Genomic DNA, 18,895 nt, shown 5'->3' with positions numbered 1-18,895 from the left:
ATAATGTCAAAAATACAAATTGGGACGATAATACCGTACAGAAAACAGCATTCTAAAAATATTTATTATAACTATACCAATGGTTACTTGTAGTCGATTCAAGTATATATCCTAATTTGGGAACGTTTGCACTAGCCTTATTTTCTTGTTTTTTTACAATAATTTATAAGGAATATTTTGTTGAAGAATCCGTGTAAAATTTATGCAACTCAACGCCTAACTTTGTGGTTATTCAAGGATATGCCACTTCATTTGAGCAGCTAATACGACTATATTTTGGAACACATTAATGATATTGAATTGACAGGAGCGGACCTGATAGAAGTTGAAGGGGCGCGTGAACACAATCTGAAAAATATTGATGTAAGCATACCAAGAAACAAACTGGTGGTTGTGACGGGTATCAGTGGAAGCGGGAAATCTTCTCTGGCTTTTGATACCATATATGCGGAAGGACAGCGACGCTACATGGAAAGTTTTTCTTCTTACGCCAGAGGCTTTATTGGTGAAATGGAGAGACCTGACGTAGATAAAATAAGTGGATTATCCCCGGTTATCAGCATCGAGCAGAAAACGACGTCGCGTAATCCCCGCTCTACGGTGGGTACAGTTACAGAAATCTATGACTTTCTCAGGCTTCTTTATGCGCGGGCCGGGGAAGCTTATTCTTATGTAACCGGTAGGCGGATGATCAAGCAATCGCAGGATCAGATCGTCAATCAGATGCTGACCCAGTTTTTGGGACAAAAAATAGTTTTGCTCGCGCCGGTTGTTAAAGGACGAAAAGGACATTACCGCGAATTGTTCGTGCAGATAACGCGCATGGGTTATACGAAGGTACGGGTGGACGGTGATGTACAGGATATCACGGCCAAAATGCAGCTCGACCGGTATAAGGTCCACGATATAGAAATTGTGATTGACCGTGTTGTTCCCAAAAAAGAAGAGGAAGATCCGCAATCAAGATACAGGCTCAGCCAGTCTGTGGCAACGGCTACCAAGCAGGGAAAAGGGGCTTTGATGGTATTGGACGAGAAAGGAGAGACTTACTATTTTTCTCAAAATCTCATGGACCCCGAGTCGGGAATCAGTTACGACGATCCGGCGCCCAATGCATTTTCATTTAATTCACCTTATGGCTGGTGTCCTACCTGCCAGGGCCTTGGAATGATCGAAGAGATTACAGAGGAGTCCATTATTCCCGATAAGTCTCTGAGCATAAGCCGGGGAGGCATCGCACCCATGGGTGAATACCGGGAAGCCTGGATCTTTAAACAGCTGGAAGTACTGCTTAAAAAATTCAAAATTACCTTGCAGACTCCATTGGATAAATTTCCTGAGGATGCAATCAAATTGGTACTTTATGGAAGCGAGGATGCTGTTCCGGTACCTTCCAAAAAATATCCCGGGACAGAATGGGAGACGAAATTTGACGGGATCATTAATTTCCTGAAAAGGCAGCAGGAATCGGGCAATGAGAAAATCCAGGATTGGTTAAAGGATTTTATGGTTACCCAAACATGTCCGGAATGCCATGGGAAAAGGCTAAAAAAAGAATCGCTGCATTTTAAAATCGACGGAAAAGACATTTCTGAGCTGTCCGACAGCGACATACGTGTTTTTGCGGACTGGCTTGTTAACCTCGAGGACCGGCTGGAAGAAAAGCAGCGTATGATTGGTCATGAGGTCCTGAAAGAAATACGCAAGAGGGTCGGCTTTTTATTGGATGTAGGCCTTGATTATCTGACACTTAATCGCGCATTGAGGACTTTATCGGGAGGCGAAGCCCAAAGGATCAGGTTGGCTACGCAGATTGGTACGCAGCTGACCGGCGTGCTTTATATCATGGACGAGCCCAGCATTGGATTGCATCAGCGGGACAATGTGCGGTTGATCAATTCGCTGAGAAGCCTTCGTGATCTTGGTAATACGGTTTTAGTGGTGGAGCACGACAAGGATATGATGCTGGCTTCCGACTATATACTGGATATTGGTCCGGGTGCAGGCAGGCATGGCGGAAATGTGGTAGGGGCGGGCAAACCGGACGATTTCCTGAAAAACGGCTCTCTAACAGCAGAATACCTGAGCGGGCGTGAGAAGATTGAAGTGCCTAAGAAGCGAAGGAAGGGAAATGGCAACAGCATTACATTAAAAGGATGTACAGGACATAACCTGAAAAACGTGACGATGTCTTTTCCACTGGGTACCATGATCTGTGTTACCGGCGTGAGCGGCAGTGGCAAGTCGTCCCTGATCCATGAAACGCTGTTCCCGTTGTTGAACCATCATTTTTATAAATCGAGGCGTGAGCCGCTCCCGTATAAATCCATTGAAGGACTGGAACACATTGATAAAGTCATTGAAGTGGACCAGACTCCTATTGGTCGTACACCGCGCTCCAACCCGGCAACTTATACCAACCTGTTCACAGACATACGTACACTTTTCGCGGAGTTGCCCGAAGCCAAGATCCGGGGATATAAACCGGGGCGGTTTTCATTTAATGTGAAAGGTGGCCGCTGCGAAGATTGTGAAGGAGCAGGAATGAAGAAAATAGAAATGGATTTCCTGCCCGATGTGCATATCAATTGCGAAACCTGTAAAGGAAAGCGCTTCAACCGGGAAACATTGGAAGTGCGTTTTAAAGGGAAATCTATTGCAGATATCCTGGATATGACGGTTGAGACCGCGTTGGACTTTTTCGAAAACCAACCACGCCTTTTAAGGAAGGTCCAGACTTTGAATGATGTGGGATTAGGATATATTACGCTTGGACAGCACGCAACGACACTTTCGGGTGGTGAGGCCCAAAGAGTGAAGCTATCGGAGGAATTGTCCAAACGGGACACCGGAAAAACGCTCTACATTCTGGACGAACCTACCACCGGGCTTCATTTTCAGGATATCAGGCATTTGTTGAATGTTTTGAACAAATTGGTCGAAAAAGGGAATACCGTACTGATTATTGAGCATAATCTGGACGTGATCAAAGTCGCTGACCATATCATTGATGTTGGCCCTGAGGGCGGAGCAAAAGGCGGAAGAATTGTTGCCGAAGGAACCCCCGAAAAAGTCTCCAAGGCAAAGGGAAGCTTTACGGGACACTTTCTGCTCGAAGAATTGAAATAGAAATGGTCATAAAATGAATGCGTAATCCCCTGATTTAAAGGGAGTACGCATTTTTTATTTCACTTCAATCTTGCTCCAAAAAGGAAGCGAAACAGATTTGTCGGCATAAACCAGCCGTGCCTCATAAAATCCGGCCGCTATGTCACCGGGAAGGGTGTACATGCCGTAATAGACTTTCAGAGTGCCATCGGCATAAGAAGGATCGTATTTTGCTTCGGCTTTGAGTGTGACGGTCCCGTTTGTTGTTTTTAGCTGCAAATCAGGCAGCACTTTTGCCGGATCAAATATCTGCCCATAGGTGTAGATAGCAGGGAAAGGGTTAACAAACACAGTTCCTCCTTTTTGAAGCAAGATCCGGTTTGCATTCAGATAGAAGCGATCCGCGGTGGGGTAATCAAGTTGTCTTGTCCACATCTGCCCGATCGATTTTTCCTTTTCATTGCTGGAAATGGTGTGGACAACGCGATTGATCAAGGTATCATTTTGATAAACACCTATGGAATAAGAGCCACTTGGCAAACTGCCCGGAATAGTGGTGGACAGTCGTAGCGTCTCAGAGAAATCAGCATTGGCTGTTACCGGCGTGGTTAAAAAGTCACTTTCAAATTTGAGACGATACCTTGGTTTGGGTGTGAAACCATTCCCCGAAATTTCAACTTTCTGATTTGGAGGAACAGCCGACAAAAGAGGTATTCCGGAAATTCCATACACCACCATTTTCATCAAGCTGAGCTTTTTGTTTTGTGCCAGCGTCACAGTCTGGTTATTGTATTTAAACGTCACGCTGACATTCCCCGATTGCGCAAAAGGCAGCACATTATTGAAATACAAATTGGATTGCGAAACGCCGCCAAGGAGCTGCGTTCCTGTTTTTTCATCTTTCAAAATAGCCTGCGGCTCTTCATTCAAGCCAGGTGCGGACGGAATGGTGCCCATGCCAGATGTAATAATGAGAGGAACATTGAAATTTCCGTCGGGGTCGCAATGAAAATCTTCATCCGTGTACAACGTGGCTTTCAAGGGACCATTATGTTTGACAAATACCTGATAGTCTGCCAGCTTTTCTTTGGAAGTACTTACCTGAAAAAACAACGTCGACCGGCCGCGGTAGGTAAAATCAATCTCTTCCGATGATCTGGCGCTGTGGCCGGTGTTCAGAAAGGCGCCTGGATAAAATTTGAATTTGATGTTGATCTCATCCTTCACGTAGCTACTCGGGAGGGATACCAGGTAAGTATTCAGCACCGAATCAAAAACGATCTTTTCGGAGCCGGGTACTTCAATGTACTGGATAAAGTCTTTGTCAGTGAGGTCGGTGACGGTGATTTGTTCCTCTATGGGTTCGGGATTTTCATTCTTTTTCTTGCAGCCAACAAATGTCAGCAGCAGGGCGAGGCCTAGCAGCGCAGGTAGTTTCATGGCATTGAGCAGTAGTTAGGGAACTGAGTAGTTGATAATCAGTTGTTAATGCAAGAAAAATTACTTACGATTACATCCACTTACTCAAAAACTGATTGAAGCCTTCTTTGTATTGGTCACTGACTGGAATCGTAACACTCCCGATCTGTATGGTATTGCGTGTCACTGCACCGATTTTATCCAGGTTCACAATGAACGAACGGTGTACCCGCATAAATTTAGAAGGAGGCAATTTCTCTTCCAATGCTTTCAGGCTTGTCAGTGATAATACTGGTTTGGGGTCCGATTTGAGATGAACTTTTACATAATCCTTAAGTCCCTCCGTGTACAGAATGTCATCGTATGCAATCCTGACGAGCTGATATTCCACCTTAAGAAAAAGATATTCATCTTTGGTTTCGGGGGAAGTGGCCGATGAAGCCTTTTGCAGTAGTTCTGCATACGCCTGAGCTTTGGATGCCGCACGGAGGAACTCTTCGTAATTAAAGGGTTTTAGGAGATAGTCGATGGCATCTACACGAAAACCATCTAATGCGTATTGGTTAAATGCAGTTGTAAATACGATCCTTGGTGCCTTGTTTCCAGCTTTTTCCAGAACTCTTGCCAGTTCGATACCGGTTAGATCGGGCATTTGGATATCCAGGAAAATGACATCTATCTGCTTGTTGTTGATGGCTTGCAGGGCTTCAACGGCACTCGAATATCTGCCGGCAAGATTCAGGAAAGGGGTTTTTTCAATAAACGCGCAGACAAGGCCGAGAGCAAGTGGCTCGTCATCTACTGCAATGCATTCTAATGCAGTCATGCAGTTTCAAGTTCAAGGTGTACTTCAAATTCTTTCTCTTCCTTGTTTTCAGTCACTTCCAACTGATATTTCCCGGGATAAAGTAAGTCGAGGCGACGTTGGGTATTGGCGAGGCCAATCCCGTTGCTTTCGTCCAGAACAGCCCTTTTATCTTTAAATAAGGTGTTTTTTATTTCCACAAAGATCCTATGCCCTTCCTGGCGGATCTGAATATCGATCCTGCTGGGCTGTACGGCGCTGACCCCATGTTTGAATGCATTCTCGATAAAGGGCAGGAACAGCATTGGAGCAATCGACACGTCGTGAAGCGGATTGGGCGGATCCAGATGTACCGTTACTTTATCTGTCAGACGAAGTTGCATGAGCTGGATATAATCCTGGGCAAAAGCGATTTCCTGGCTTAACAATACAGTTCCGTGCTGGGTTTCGTAGAGAACATACCGCATCATGCGCGACAATTTGTGTAACGCTTCTCGAGACGCCTCGACGTCAATGACAGTTAAAGCATAAATGTTATTGAGTGTATTGAAAAAGAAATGAGGGTTGATCTGAGCTTTCAGGAAAGACAACTCGGAGTTGATTTTCTCCTTCTCCAGATTTTGGCGATACTGCTTGTCCATTTGCGCGGTTCTTACTGCCGCGATGCTGGTACTTAACCCGATGATCATTAAAGCGGTAAGCAATGCGAAATTGTCCAGCTTATCCTGATGTCTTTTTTCCCCATTTGCTTCCCGGGCCATTTTAAAAGCGCGGTCCATTTGCTCACCATGGTTAAGCATGATTTTAATCTGCTCCATAAAGAATGCAAGTGCTACTACCGTAACCACATTCAGCATGATAAACTTGAAGTAACGGTTTTTGGCCAGATAACGGGGAAACCAGATATAGTAGTTGAGATAAAACGCGGAAATCAGCAAGGATAGCAACACGACCTGTTTGATCCAAAAGGAAACAGGGAACACAATTTGCCAGCTCAATGGTTGCCACATCAGGAAAAGGGCTAGAAAGCTCCATCCCAGAAGATGCAAAAACAGCGGCGGGTATTTTCGAGCAGCACGCGTATCCATTTAGTAATTAGTTAGTTTGATCTTGCGTATGAGCGCAATATTCTAACTGCAATCTTACGCGGAAATTATCAAAACACCTACTTCAATCGATCAAAGTAATGCAAATGCCGACCGTTTCAGCCCGTCAGTCTATTAATGAAAAATGCAAGGCCGTCATCGTTACATTTAATCCAATTCTTTGCGGCAAAGGAAATGTAAATGCATTGAGGACAGGCGATTGGAGGTCAGTTTGCGGGACTTGATCGTGTGAAAGGGGACTTTGATCGGTAGATACCCCTTTTTCATCTATTCCCTTTTTATTACAATTTAATTGGTAGTTATTTTGACATTCGAATAGTACATCAATTTATAGCCCAAAAGATGAAACTCAGTTTACATTTAACATTACTGGCCTTTTTGTCAGCAAGCACATTAACAGCCTTCGCCCAGTTCCCAGGGGGCGGCGGTGGAGGTGGAGGAAGACCTGGCGGCGATTTCCAGCGCGGAGGCGACCGGCAACGTCAGACAGTTATACCAGGGACCGCAGAAGATACACCCAAAGGCAGTGGTAAGATTAAAGGTGTTTTGATTGACTCTGTCAGTAAAAAGCCCGTTGAGTTCGCGGCGCTTGCTCTTGTTGATATCAAAACCAATAACCCGATAGACGGAACAACCACCGATGAAAAGGGAGAGTTTACAATGACGAAAGTGGCCTCTGGGAATTTCAAAATCCTGATTTCGTTTATCGGATACAAAACAAGAACAATCAATGATGTTAAAATTGACCGCAGGACAGAGCTTGACCTGGGTTCGATTACATTGGCCCCCGATGTCGTTCAGTTGAAAGAAGTAGAAGTGGTGGGTATGGCCCAGCTTATAGAAGAAAAGGTTGACAGGCTGGTGTATAATGCCGAAAAAGACATTACCAGCAAGGGCGGCGATGCCTCAGATGTCATGAAAAAAGTGCCGATGCTGACTGTAGACCTGGATGGGAATGTTTCCTTGCGGGGCAGTTCCAATGTGCGCGTGCTGATCAACAACAAACCCTCGACCATTATTGCAACCAGCGTCGCAGATGCGTTGAGGCAAATTCCTGCCGATATGATTAAGTCGGTGGAAGTAATTACGTCTCCATCGGCTAAGTACGATGCGGAAGGTTCTGCTGGTATCATCAATATTGTAACTAAGAAAAGTACGATCCAGGGAGGTACTTTAAACATTGACTCTGGAATCGGCAACAGGGGGTCCAATCTGGGTTTACGTGGAAACTACCGGGTTGGAAAAATGGGTTTCAGTTTGGGTGGATTTGGACGGTTTGGATATAACATGCCAGGAAAGTCTGAAAACCTGCAGCTTGGTAAAACCGAAGACTTTTCAGTAAAACAAACCTCAGATTCGCATAACAAAAACGCATTTGGATCTTATAACCTGGGCTGGGATTATGAAATCGATCCGAAATCTTCCCTTTCAGCAAATGTTCGGTACGGCTTGCGTAACCAGCTTACCTCTCAGGGGCTGACTACCATCAACAGTAGGGCGGGTTCTTCCACTTCTTCTTTCCGCGATGTAGATACAAAAGATTTGTCCGGAACCTGGGATGTCAATGTCGATTACCTTAAAACGCTCAGCAAGCCTCAGCAGGAATTGAGCATTTCGACCCAATTCAGCCGTAACAACAGGACTAACAACTACATAGCCGACAATTACTCGTTGAGTAGCCTGGATGTGAGGGAGTTTTTGAGCAATCAGTCAAACGATAACAAGAGCCATAACCAGGAAAGCACTATTCAGCTGGATTATCAGACTCCGATTAAAGATAATCAACTGCTTGAAATGGGTGGTAAGGCCATTATGCGTCAGGTAGTCAGTGATTACTTCTATTACAAAGCCAATGCGCTGGATTCAACCAATAACCTTAATTATGATCAGAATGTAGCGGCGGGCTATTTATCATATACTTACAGCACAAAGAGCCGTTTCACAGTGAAGGTTGGATCCCGTTATGAATACACGACCATCAATGCAAACCAATTATCGAGAGAAGGTAATAAGGTGGACCTGAATATTCCTTCATACGGAAACCTGGTTCCAAGTATCAACATCTCACAAACTTTTGGAAAAGGGCAAACCATCAAGCTGGGATATAACCGGAGATTACAGCGTCCTGGTATCCAGTACCTGAATCCGAACGTGAACGCTTCAAACCCTCAAAATATATCTTTCGGTAACCCAAATCTTAAACCGGAACTTACCGATCAGGTCGAATTGGGGACCAGTTTCTTCAAAGGGACCGTTTATGTTAATGTCTCGACTTTCGCCAGGTTTACAAACGGATCTATCGAGAGTATCAGGACTGTCAGCCCAACAGGCGTGATATCTACAACTTTTGGGAACATTGGTAAGAAGGACAATTATGGTGTGAATGTTTTTGGAAACATCACACTCTTTAAAAGATGGCAGCTCGGCGGTGGTTTGGACGCCTATTACGTGTCCTTGTCAAACAACAATGCAGACCCGACTTTGCATTACAGCAATAACGGTGTCGTGGTCAGTGGCCGTATCAGGACTGGTCTTACCATTAAGAACGGCTGGGGCTTCCAGGGAGGCGGTTTCCTGAGAGGAAGGGATGTTCAATTGCAAGGATATCAGACAGGTTTCAGAATGTATGATTTTGGCGTCAAAAAAGATTTCAAAAACAAAAGAGGAAGCATCGGATTTGGTATGGAGAACTTCTTTCAACCGGCATTCAAACAAAAAACTGTTTTGGAATCGTACAGCTTTACACAGAACAACACCAACCACTTGTACAACCGGGGTTTCAGGCTGAATTTTTCTTACCGCCTGGGTAAAATGACTTTTGTAGAGCAAAAAACACGCAGAAAGAAATCTGTTAATAACGACGATCAGAAAGGCGACAGCGGTGGCGGTATGGATGCCGCTGGTAATGGCGGTGGCGCAACAACTCCGGCGGTGACCGTCCCTGCAATCAGACAGCAAGGTGCCGGAAGCGGTGTAAGGCCTGGCGGAATGAAGCCTGCCGGAGCTGACAGTACGGCGAGGCCTGCCGGACAAGGCGGAATGCCGATGCGCTCCGGTATGAGACCGGATTCGGCCCAGTTCAGAAACGGTGGTATGAGACCAGATTCTATGCGTCGTGACTCGACTATGCGCCCAAACTCAACCATGCGACCTGATTCAACAACGAAACCAGACAGCACAGCTAAGCCAGCGATTCCAGCACTTCCAATGAAACAGGATTCAATTGCTGTTCCGGCGAAGCCAGCCACTCCGGCTGATTCGTTACCTAAAAAGAATTAGTCTTCAAGCATACAAAAGCGAAAGCCCCGAATGAATCTTTGATTCGGGGCTTTCGCTTTATAAACTTAAAATGTCAATGGCTGCCTTGTTGTCTGATGTCCGCCAGAATCCTGTCGGCGCCGGCTTCGAGCAGCTCATCAGCTAGCGCAATACCAAGCTCTTCCGGAAATGCATGTGACCCGCTCTGTGTTTTTCGGATAAGTTCACTGCCATCCAGCGCAACAATGCCTCCCGAAATATCAATGGTATCTTTGTGCAGCGTAGCCATTGCGAATACGGGAATGCTGCAGCCACCCTGCAACCGTTTCAAAAATGCCCGTTCTGTCAGCAGGCAAGTTTCGGTGTGTTCGTGGTTGAGCAGTTTTCTGAGGGTATCTTTTTTGTCGTTCGACAGAGAAACAGCGCATTCGATCGCGACGCTGCCCTGGCCCACCGCTGGCGTAAATTCATCTAGAAGGAGATGCTCAGCAATTTTATCGTCATACTCCATACGATGTACACCCGCATATGCGAGCAGGAGCGCGTCGCATTGTCCTTCTTCCAATTTTCTGAGACGTGTTTGCAGGTTACCTCTCATATCCACTGTTTTGATATGGGGATAAAAATGCTTCAAAATAGCAATCCTGCGGGTCGATGAAGTTCCAACGACAAAAGTTTCACCGCTTTTGACCGATAAGCCGGTGTGATGGCTTACCAATACATCATTGGCTTTCTCACGTTCAGTGAAGGCTACCAACTCAAAGGCATCGTCCAGCTGCGATTGCAAATCTTTTGCGCTATGAACAGCGATATCAATGTTTCCGCCTTTGAGCTGCTCTTCCAGCTCTTCAGTAAAAACACCTTTGCTGCCGATCTTGGATAACGACCTGTCGAGAATCTTATCGCCCTTCGTTTCAATGGTAACGATTTCAGTTTCTACGCCGCCTTTCTGAAGCAACTGCTCCACATAATATGCTTGCCAAAGAGCGAGTTTGCTACCGCGTGTCCCGATTTTTATATGCATGGTTATTTATTTTCTGTGATCAAACGCCAACTGTATCCCCTTCATCCGTAACAATCTTGTCCTCAATGTAACTCACAATCAGAGAAGCAATGTCGATTCCACTGACCTCTTCTATACCCCGTAAGCCTGGAGACGAATTGACCTCCATCACCAACGGTCCTCTTTCGGATTGTAACATATCCACACCAGCGATTTTGACGCCGAGCGCTTTGGCGGCAGCAATGGCCGTGTGTTCTTCCTCTGGAGAAAGTTCGATCATACGGCCTTCGCCCCCACGATGCAGATTGGACCGGAAATCCCCTTCTGCCCCCTGCCGTTTCATGGCTGCAATTACCTTGTTGCCGATTACAAAAGCCCGGATATCAGCCCCCTTTGATTCGGCGATGTATTCTTGTATCAAAAAATTCGCCCTAAGACCGTAAAATGCTTCAATGGTTGATTTGGCAGCTTTGATCGTTTCCGCGAGAACAACGCCAACGCCCTGTGTGCCTTCCAATAATTTAATGATCACCGGCGGGCCGCCTACGAGGTGGATCAGTTCGTTGACTTGTGCAGGATTTTTGGCAAAAACTGTTTTGGGTATACCGACACCCGATTTAGCCAGCACCTGCATACTTCTCAATTTATCCCGGGACCGGAGGATTGCCTGTGACTTTACGGTGGTAAAAACCTTCATTAATTCAAGCTGGCGTACGACCGCGCAACCAAAAGCACTGACCGAAGTTCCGATGCGTGGGATTGCCGCGTCAATTTCAGGAATAGGTTTGCCTTTGTAGATAATGGCGGGTTTTCCGCCCTCAATCATGACAAAACATTTGACATGGTCGATAACCATTGCCTGATGCCCTTTTTGCTTGATTGCCTCCACCAATCGTCTCGTTGAATAAAGATCAGGATTGGTTGATAGTACGGCGATTTTCATAGAAGGTTGATAAAGATAATGGGAGGGTTTGCTTAATGGGTGTTTTTGGAACGGGATTGCTTTGATGCGGACAGGTTTTTCTGAGATACATCCACTAAAAACCTGTTTTTTAAAAGTTTGCGGCCTAATAGGATGGGATAGCTCATTTTCCGCCGGTTTGCAAGGGAAAATTCAGTCCGTATCTTTTTCCCGAACAATTTGATCCGGGTCTTGATCACATATCTTTTTTCTTCCTTGCCCGAAGAGTTTCTTACAACGGTTTCCTTGAAATCGGTTACGACATAAGATTGCTCCGGAGCCCCTTTCTTTTTATCCAGATAAAAATGAAGAAAGGTTTGTTCACCATCCTTCACAAGCCGTACCCTGGAGCAGTGAATTGCGGAAGTGGTTGCACCAGAATCGACGCGTACAGGCACATTGAACCAACCCAGCTCGGGCAAATCCACGATGTCGGTGGCCCCAATTACCTGCAAAGAATGTTTCATCTGCGCTGGAAAAAGTGGGCAAAAGTTAAGGACAAGTCAAGGAAAACCATTTTGGCCCGTACATTGCGCTCGATGTGATAGCTGGCGAGGTTGACTTCTTCCACCATTTTTTCGAGGGATTCAAAAGTAACTGTTTTGGAAAAGTTCTGTACAAAAGTAAGCTCTTCATCCGGCACCCGCAATAATTCGCCGGCACCGTGCGTCCAAACCAGCATGTCACGGAATAACCTCAATGAGTACTCCAGCACGCCTTTCTGTTTTTCTTTGCTCATGACGTCGTAGCTGTCAGCAAGTTTGACAAGATGAGACACATCATACTTGTAGCAGGAGCGCATCCATGCTGCAAACCAGCCAGAGCGGTCATCTTCCGTTTCCTGGACAAGTTTTAATGCTTCCGAAAGATTTCCATCACATAAATAGGTAACCTGATTCGCTGTACCGACTGATACACCCTGTTCATGAAGGAAAAGGCGAACGTCCTTATCTGAAAAAGCTGGAATGGTTACGCGCTGGGTCCTGGATATAATGGTGGTAAGTAATTTGTCGGACTGGTCACTTACTAACAAGAAGAGCGTTTTTTCCGGTGGTTCTTCTAATATTTTGAGGATAGCGTTGGACGAGGCGGCATTCATGATATCCGGTTTCCAGATTAACAGAATTTTATATTCGCCTTCGTACGATTTAACAGAAAGTTTTCGCAAAATGCCCCTCGCTTCTTCTACGGAAATATTTCCCTGCTTATTCTCGGCGTTGATATAATCCAGCCATTCCGGAAGTACCCGGTAGGGGCTTTCCAAGAGGAAAGAGCGCCAGAGCGGAAGGAAAGCTTCGCTCGTTTTTCCGTCTATTTTCTTAGAAGTAGCGATTGGGAAAATAGAGTGAAAATCCGGGTGGATCAGTTTACTCATTTTTGCGCAGGAAGCACAAACGCCGCAGGCATCTTCTTCATGTCGGCTTTCACAGTTGATGTAAGTTGCGAAAGCGAGTGCCAATGCAAGGCCCCCGCCACCTGCCGGATAATCAAAAAGCAATGCGTGGGCCAAATGGCTGTTTTGTACCGAGCGTCTCAGCGTAGCTTTGATACTTTCGAGTCCCGGAATATCTTTGAAAAGCACGATGTCTGATTTAATTTTTAGGCTTTTATCTGCGTGCAGGTGTTAGGGCCTGCGCTGGACTTGCGTTTGCTCAAAAAGATATCTGAAAATATTTTCGTCCTCCTCGTCAAAGATAACATTCCGACGGCTGACCGTATCCCTTGCTACCTCTAAAGCTTTTTGAAAGCGATATTCTGATATTCCTTCCGCAAGGCCTCCCCATGAAAATGAGGGAACATGTTTGTTTTGAAATCCTGCCCCAAATACATTGACGCTTACGCCAACAACCGTGCCTGTGTTGAACATAGTCGAAATCCCCGCTTTGGAATAATCACCCATCATTAGTCCGCAAAAGGTCAAACCAGTGCTTATCAAGGAATTGGAAACATAGCTATGCAATTTTACTTCTGTGTGATCATTTTTGAGATTGGAATTATTCGTATTTGCCCCAAGGTTACACCATTCCCCGATCACGGAATTTCCCAGATAACCATCATGACCTTTGTTACTATATCCCAAAATTACACAGTTACTCACTTCTCCGCCAATTTTACATAAGGGCCCGATGGTCGTATTGGGGCGGATTTTTGTTCCTTGAGCCAAGACGGAGTTCTCTCCGATTGCGAAAGGACCCTGAATCAATGAACCTTCTTGTATCAATGCATTACGTCCAATGTAAATCGGCCCATTTTCCGCATTTAATACAGAAGCTTTTATTACAGCTCCCTCTTCGATAAATATCTGTTGAGGATTGTAGCAATGGGTGAACGAATCGGTAATGGGTTGTGAAACAGTAGACGATGCAATCCTTTCAAAATCAGCTCTGATCTGCGGGCCGTTGAAGGTGAAAATGTCCCATGTATTTCGGATGAGTGTAAAAGGTTCGGCGTAGGTGCTTAACTCGTAGCCGGGTAAACCTTGGGTGGGTTCCCAAGATTTGCTTCTAACGGCGAGTACCTCATTGTTTTCAGAAACGAGTACCGAACCAATTTCCAGTTTTTGGATAGCTGATGCCAACATAGCATCCGGGCATAAACCGCCATTGATGAAGATGTTATCCTCAGTTATTTTAACCGGAAACTTCTTGCTGAGATAGTTTTCGGTTTGAAAAGAGATATCCTGTTTCAATGAATCGGCCCATTTCTGAGATATCGTTTTGATCCCGCATCTGATTTCTGCAACAGGCCTTGTATAAGTTAAGGGTAAAAGCTGAGCTCTGATTAGCGGGTCATCAAACAGAATGATAGCAGGCATATTATTGAAGTATGTGTTGCCAAAGTTCGGTCATTTTATTGGTCGGGACAAAAAAAGAAGCAGTCTCCGGCATATTTTGCCAGGAGACTGCTTTAAATTCTTTCTAGAAAACAGACCGGTAAAGACCGATAGCCGAAATGGACTAAGCTTCTTTGCTTCCGTAGCGTTTTCTGAACTTGTCGACACGTCCAGCTGTATCTACCAGTACATTTTTACCTGTGTAAAATGGGTGTGACTGAGAAGAAACCTCAACTTTGTAGACCGGGTAAGTTTTGCCGTCTTCCCAGGTGATATTTTCGCTAGTCTCTATAGTAGAACGTGTAATGAATTTGAAATCACTTGATAGATCCCAGAAAACCACTTCTCTGTATTTGGGATGAATATCTTTTTTCATTGGTATATGATATTATGTGTTCGATACAATTCTCAAAAAGGATTGCAAAAGTAAAAATTCTTCTTTTGTAAACCAAGAATTGGATCACTATCTTTTTTAATATTAATAGGATACGTTCAAACGGCCTATACTTCACTGAGCTGTTGCTTAAGAACTTCGATACCCCTTTTTGCTTCCTTGTCAAAATCTGTATAAACAAAGCATTCAATGGAAAGCCCGCCTTTGTATTTGATTTTTTTAAGGGCGGCAAGATATGCCCTGAAGTCATCCCCTTTGACCCCCGGGGGTGTCCTGCTTTCCTTTTCGGCAATGTGGCAATGCACAATGTGTTTACCATACTTTACAATTTCGGTTGCCGGCTCATCCTCTTTGAGCATGTGATAGATGTCACACAACAGCTTGACGTGGGTGCTTTTAACCGCATCTACAATTTCAACACCCTCCGCAAGGCTGTTTATGAAGTTGGTTTCTCCCCGGTTCAGCGGTTCTACTGCGATGGTGACGCCGTATTTTTCAGCCAATGGCGCCATTTTTCTAGTCAGGTCGATATGCTGGGCTTTTGCGACGGTTCTATCAAAGCCATCCGGGATGATCCTCGATGCCCCACTTCCAAATACAACATATTGGGACCCGCATTCTTTGGCCCTTTTCAGTACAAGGTCGGTGCGTTGTAAAATGGCTTCATGATTGGCGTCCGGACCTAACGTCTTCAAGCTACCGGGCAGGAGTATCACATAGGATTTGATTGGGAAATTTTCGGATTTAAGTTGTTGAAGATTTTTCTCGTACTGTTCGTCCCCATCGGCAGGAAGCAAAAAACCTGCAACAGACTCCTCTATATATGTGCATCCGGATTCTTTCAAAAAAGTGGCCTTGTTATAACCCGCATAAACACCAAGAGGGATCGTGTATTGCGGCTTGTGCTCGTGGAGGCCGTAGGCGTTTGACAATGAGGAGCCGACTGCTAGCCCGGCGAAAAGTCCGGACGTTCTTTTCAGGAAGGCCCTTCGTGTTGACTGATCTAAGTTTGTATTCATGCTGAACAATGATTGATTCAAGAAGTGATTAATTTTTTCAAGAAAATGGGGGCGAAAAAAAATAAAGTTTACAAATTTATTTTCTGCATGGATTAAATTTTTTGTGCAAATAGTTGATTTTCAATAGCCATTGGAACGATTTTTTAGACAAAAACAGCATGTAGAAGAGAAAAAGTGAACAAATTTTGAAACGAAAAAAAATCTAAATTTTTTTGTAGAAACTCTTCAGTCGTCGGTTTGCCCTAAATAACTAGCTATAAGAATCTTAACAATTTCATAACCTATGCTGCCCTTACAAAATCAAATTTGCGCTATTAATACTGATTGTGATTCCGATAATTTTAATGTTATTTCAAGAGATTTTTAAATGATACCCCCACGAAAATCTTAAGTATCAACATCATTAACTCTCTAATAAACAAGATATTATGTCAATGTACGTAATAAAGCGTGATGGTCGCCGCGAATCTGTGAAATTCGACAAAGTGACAGCACGTATAGAAAAGCTCAGCTATGGCCTGGATACAAACTATATTCAACCTATAGAAGTCGCCAAAAAAGTTGTGTCAGGTATATATGACGGTGTCACTACGGCCGAGCTCGATAACCTGGCAGCTGAAACGGCTGCTTCTATGACCACCAAGCACCCCGATTATGCGATCCTGGCTGCACGGGTTGCCATTTCAAACTTGCATAAAAACACGCTAAAGTCCTTTTCAGCAACGATGAAGCGGTTGTATACCTATATAGATTCCAAAACTGGTGAAAATGCTTCATTGATATCAAAAGAAGTATATGAGGTGATACGTCAGAATGCTTCTCTTTTTGACTCTACTATCATTTATGATCGGGATTATGCGTATGACTATTTTGGCTATAAAACACTCGAAAAATCGTATTTACTGAAAGTTGACGGAAAAATCGTGGAGCGTCCGCAGCATATGCTGATGCGTGTAGCTGTGGGTATCCATCAGGACGATGTTCAGGCAGCGATAGAAACGTACCATTTGCTGTCCGAAAAGTGGTTTACTCATGCAACACCCACTCTGTTTAATGCAGGAACACCCAAGCCCCAGATGTCGTCCTGCTTCCTGTTAACGATGAAAGAAGACAGTATCAGCGGTATATATGACACACTTAAAAACTGTGCGCTTATATCGCAGTCTGCCGGCGGAATTGGATTGAGCATTCACGATGTGCGTGCAACAGGTTCTTACATTAAAGGAACAAATGGGCAATCGAATGGTATCGTCCCAATGCTTCGTGTATTTAATGATACTGCGCGGTACGTGGATCAGGGCGGTGGCAAACGCAAGGGTTCATTTGCTATATATATGGAACCCTGGCACGCGGACATATTTGACTTCCTGGATCTGAAAAAGAACCATGGCAAAGAGGAGCAGCGGGCACGCGACCTTTTTTACGCGCTATGGATTCCGGATTTATTTATGAAACGGGTGGAAGCCAATGATACGTGGTCGCTATTTTGTCCACACGAATGCCCCGGGCTTTCGGACACGCACAGCGAGGCTTTTGAAAAACTATATGAGCAGTATGAGCTGGAAGGCAAGGCGCGGAAAACGATTAAAGCCCAGGATCTTTGGTTTGCCATTATGGAGTCTCAGATTGAGACTGGAACCCCATATATGCTTTATAAGGATCATGCGAACAGCAAATCAAACCAACAAAATTTGGGTACGATCAAATCGTCGAATCTGTGTACTGAAATCATCGAATATACGGCTTCCGACGAAGTAGCAGTCTGTAATCTAGCCTCTATTGCATTACCAAAGTTCGTAGAACAAGGTGCCGACGGCTTCATGCGTTTCGACCATAAGAGATTGTATGAGATTACAAAAGTGATCACCCGGAATTTGAATAAAATTATTGATCTGAATTATTACCCGATTCCTGAAGCTGAAAAAAGTAACAAAAGGCATAGGCCAATCGGAATTGGGGTTCAGGGATTAGCGGATGCATTTTGCATGATGCGCATGCCTTTTGATTCCGATGAAGCGCGTCAATTAAACAAAGATGTGTTTGAGACTATTTATTTCGGTGCAATGGAAGCTTCGATGGAGCTGGCCAGACAGCATGGCCCGTATGAAAGCTGGGCGGGAAGTCCCATATCAAAGGGTGTATTCCAATTTGATATGTGGGGGGTTGTGCCGGAGAGTGGTAATTGGGATTGGGAAAAACTTAGAAAGGAGGTAGTAAAGTTTGGAGTACGTAATTCGTTGTTGCTAGCTCCGATGCCAACAGCTTCTACAAGCCAGATTTTAGGCAATAATGAATGCTTCGAACCATTCACTTCAAATATTTACGTGAGAAGGGTTCTTTCAGGTGAATTTGTGGTGGTTAATAAGTATTTGCTTAAAGACCTTGTACGATTGGGTTTGTGGAATGAAGAAATGAAAAATAATCTCGTGAGGGCCAGTGGTTCCGTACAACCCATCCCCAATATTCCGCAGAATATTAAGGATCTATACAAAACGGCCTGGGAGATTAAGCAGCGCAGTTTACTGGATATGTCTGCTGACCGTGGAGCATACATTTGCCAATCTCAGTCCCTTAATATATTTATGGAAGAGGCGAATTTCGGTAAGTTAACTTCGATGCATTTCTACGCTTGGAAAAAAGGGCTTAAAACAGGTATGTACTATCTCCGTACCCGCGCTGCTTCGGATCCTGTCCAATTCACTGTCAGCAAACAAGCAGAAGTTCAGCTGGAACCTGCGATAGCCGTTGTGGCTGAAAGAGCGCTTGACTACGCGCAATATGCTGAGGATCACGCTAAACCAGTTGTTAAGAGAGATAATCGTTCAGATATGCAGTGCTCACTGGATGATCCTGAGAGTTGCGAGGCTTGCGGGAGCTGATTTTTGTGGATAATTTGAAACTGTATGGCGCGTACTTGGTATGCGCCATTTTTTGTTAATTTTTTTTAAAATTTTACTTTTTGTAAATCAGTCAGTTGCATACTTTTTGG

Annotated in this window: 13 protein-coding genes; 3 read left to right on the top strand and 10 right to left on the bottom strand. The window is 44.6% G+C overall.

Annotated features, from left to right (window positions below; all coding sequences use genetic code 11):
* Positions 1 to 276 precede the first annotated feature (276 nt).
* Positions 277 to 3,129 (top strand): excinuclease ABC subunit UvrA, encoded by a 2,853-nt coding sequence (gene uvrA, locus AC1XUF_RS17565; protein ID WP_483343129.1) that lies wholly within the window; start codon positions 277 to 279, stop codon positions 3,127 to 3,129.
* 54 nt (positions 3,130 to 3,183) lie between these two features.
* Here the strand turns inward: uvrA and AC1XUF_RS17560 are convergent, their stop codons facing one another.
* The 3 genes from AC1XUF_RS17560 to AC1XUF_RS17550 all read right to left on the bottom strand — a co-directional run bounded on the left by AC1XUF_RS17560 (position 3,184) and on the right by AC1XUF_RS17550 (position 6,420).
* On the bottom strand, positions 3,184 to 4,548 hold the full coding sequence (locus AC1XUF_RS17560; RefSeq protein WP_483343128.1) for a hypothetical protein: 1,365 nt from the start codon (positions 4,546 to 4,548) through the stop codon (positions 3,184 to 3,186).
* A gap of 70 nt (positions 4,549 to 4,618) precedes the next feature.
* Positions 4,619 to 5,353, bottom strand: coding sequence for a LytR/AlgR family response regulator transcription factor (locus AC1XUF_RS17555; protein ID WP_483343127.1), 735 nt, complete (start codon positions 5,351 to 5,353; stop codon positions 4,619 to 4,621).
* Positions 5,350 to 6,420 (bottom strand): sensor histidine kinase, encoded by a 1,071-nt coding sequence (locus tag AC1XUF_RS17550; protein WP_483343126.1) that lies wholly within the window; start codon positions 6,418 to 6,420, stop codon positions 5,350 to 5,352. Before AC1XUF_RS17550 ends, AC1XUF_RS17555 begins: the two co-directional genes overlap by 4 nt.
* 360 nt (positions 6,421 to 6,780) lie before the next feature.
* Between AC1XUF_RS17550 and AC1XUF_RS17545 the strand changes: the two genes are divergently transcribed.
* A complete protein-coding gene (locus tag AC1XUF_RS17545) occupies positions 6,781 to 9,717 on the top strand; it encodes a TonB-dependent receptor (RefSeq protein WP_483343125.1) in 2,937 nt (978 codons plus the stop codon).
* Between the two features lie 73 nt (positions 9,718 to 9,790).
* Here AC1XUF_RS17545 and hemC read toward each other — a convergent pair whose 3' ends face one another.
* The 7 genes from hemC to AC1XUF_RS17510 form a co-directional block, all read right to left on the bottom strand.
* Positions 9,791 to 10,720 carry a hydroxymethylbilane synthase gene (hemC, locus tag AC1XUF_RS17540; RefSeq protein WP_483343124.1) on the bottom strand — a complete coding sequence of 310 codons (930 nt, stop codon included), beginning with the start codon at positions 10,718 to 10,720 and terminating at the stop codon, positions 9,791 to 9,793.
* Positions 10,721 to 10,739: 19 nt separating this feature from the next.
* Positions 10,740 to 11,642: a 30S ribosomal protein S6--L-glutamate ligase gene (rimK, locus tag AC1XUF_RS17535; RefSeq protein WP_483343123.1), complete on the bottom strand. Its 903-nt coding sequence runs from the start codon at positions 11,640 to 11,642 to the stop codon at positions 10,740 to 10,742.
* A 32-nt stretch (positions 11,643 to 11,674) separates the two neighbouring features.
* Positions 11,675 to 12,127, bottom strand: coding sequence for an ATP-dependent zinc protease family protein (locus tag AC1XUF_RS17530; RefSeq protein ID WP_483343122.1), 453 nt, complete (start codon positions 12,125 to 12,127; stop codon positions 11,675 to 11,677).
* Positions 12,124 to 13,242, bottom strand: a complete 1,119-nt coding sequence (locus AC1XUF_RS17525; protein WP_483343121.1) for a DNA polymerase III subunit — start codon at positions 13,240 to 13,242, stop codon at positions 12,124 to 12,126. Before AC1XUF_RS17525 ends, AC1XUF_RS17530 begins: the two co-directional genes overlap by 4 nt.
* A gap of 42 nt (positions 13,243 to 13,284) precedes the next feature.
* A complete protein-coding gene (locus AC1XUF_RS17520) occupies positions 13,285 to 14,475 on the bottom strand; it encodes a putative sugar nucleotidyl transferase (protein WP_483343120.1) in 1,191 nt (396 codons plus the stop codon).
* A gap of 142 nt (positions 14,476 to 14,617) precedes the next feature.
* Positions 14,618 to 14,869 (bottom strand): type B 50S ribosomal protein L31, encoded by a 252-nt coding sequence (locus tag AC1XUF_RS17515; RefSeq protein ID WP_483343119.1) that lies wholly within the window; start codon positions 14,867 to 14,869, stop codon positions 14,618 to 14,620.
* A 125-nt stretch (positions 14,870 to 14,994) separates the two neighbouring features.
* On the bottom strand, positions 14,995 to 15,906 hold the full coding sequence (locus tag AC1XUF_RS17510; RefSeq protein ID WP_483343118.1) for a sugar phosphate isomerase/epimerase family protein: 912 nt from the start codon (positions 15,904 to 15,906) through the stop codon (positions 14,995 to 14,997).
* A gap of 434 nt (positions 15,907 to 16,340) precedes the next feature.
* Here AC1XUF_RS17510 and AC1XUF_RS17505 point away from each other — a divergent pair, with 434 nt between their 5' ends.
* Positions 16,341 to 18,785 carry a ribonucleoside-diphosphate reductase subunit alpha gene (locus AC1XUF_RS17505; protein WP_483343117.1) on the top strand — a complete coding sequence of 815 codons (2,445 nt, stop codon included), beginning with the start codon at positions 16,341 to 16,343 and terminating at the stop codon, positions 18,783 to 18,785.
* Positions 18,786 to 18,895: the final 110 nt, after the last annotated feature.

The sequence above is a fragment of the Dyadobacter sp. HNCC25DJ185 genome (assembly GCF_056895195.1).
This window is presented reverse-complemented; position numbering and strand designations above follow the sequence as displayed.

Excerpts from the sequence above, each read along its gene's own strand:
- AC1XUF_RS17560 (WP_483343128.1), bottom strand. The coding sequence starts at position 4,548 with ATGAAACTACCTGCGCTGCTAGGCCTCGCCCTGCTGCTGACATTTGTT.
- AC1XUF_RS17555 (WP_483343127.1), bottom strand. The coding sequence starts at position 5,353 with ATGACTGCATTAGAATGCATTGCAGTAGATGACGAGCCACTTGCTCTC.
- AC1XUF_RS17550 (WP_483343126.1), bottom strand. The coding sequence starts at position 6,420 with ATGGATACGCGTGCTGCTCGAAAATACCCGCCGCTGTTTTTGCATCTT.
- AC1XUF_RS17545 (WP_483343125.1), top strand. The coding sequence starts at position 6,781 with ATGAAACTCAGTTTACATTTAACATTACTGGCCTTTTTGTCAGCAAGC.
- hemC (WP_483343124.1), bottom strand. The coding sequence starts at position 10,720 with ATGCATATAAAAATCGGGACACGCGGTAGCAAACTCGCTCTTTGGCAA.
- rimK (WP_483343123.1), bottom strand. The coding sequence starts at position 11,642 with ATGAAAATCGCCGTACTATCAACCAATCCTGATCTTTATTCAACGAGA.
- AC1XUF_RS17530 (WP_483343122.1), bottom strand. The coding sequence starts at position 12,127 with ATGAAACATTCTTTGCAGGTAATTGGGGCCACCGACATCGTGGATTTG.
- AC1XUF_RS17520 (WP_483343120.1), bottom strand. The coding sequence starts at position 14,475 with ATGCCTGCTATCATTCTGTTTGATGACCCGCTAATCAGAGCTCAGCTT.
- AC1XUF_RS17515 (WP_483343119.1), bottom strand. The coding sequence starts at position 14,869 with ATGAAAAAAGATATTCATCCCAAATACAGAGAAGTGGTTTTCTGGGAT.
- AC1XUF_RS17510 (WP_483343118.1), bottom strand. The coding sequence starts at position 15,906 with ATGAATACAAACTTAGATCAGTCAACACGAAGGGCCTTCCTGAAAAGA.
- AC1XUF_RS17505 (WP_483343117.1), top strand. The coding sequence starts at position 16,341 with ATGTACGTAATAAAGCGTGATGGTCGCCGCGAATCTGTGAAATTCGAC.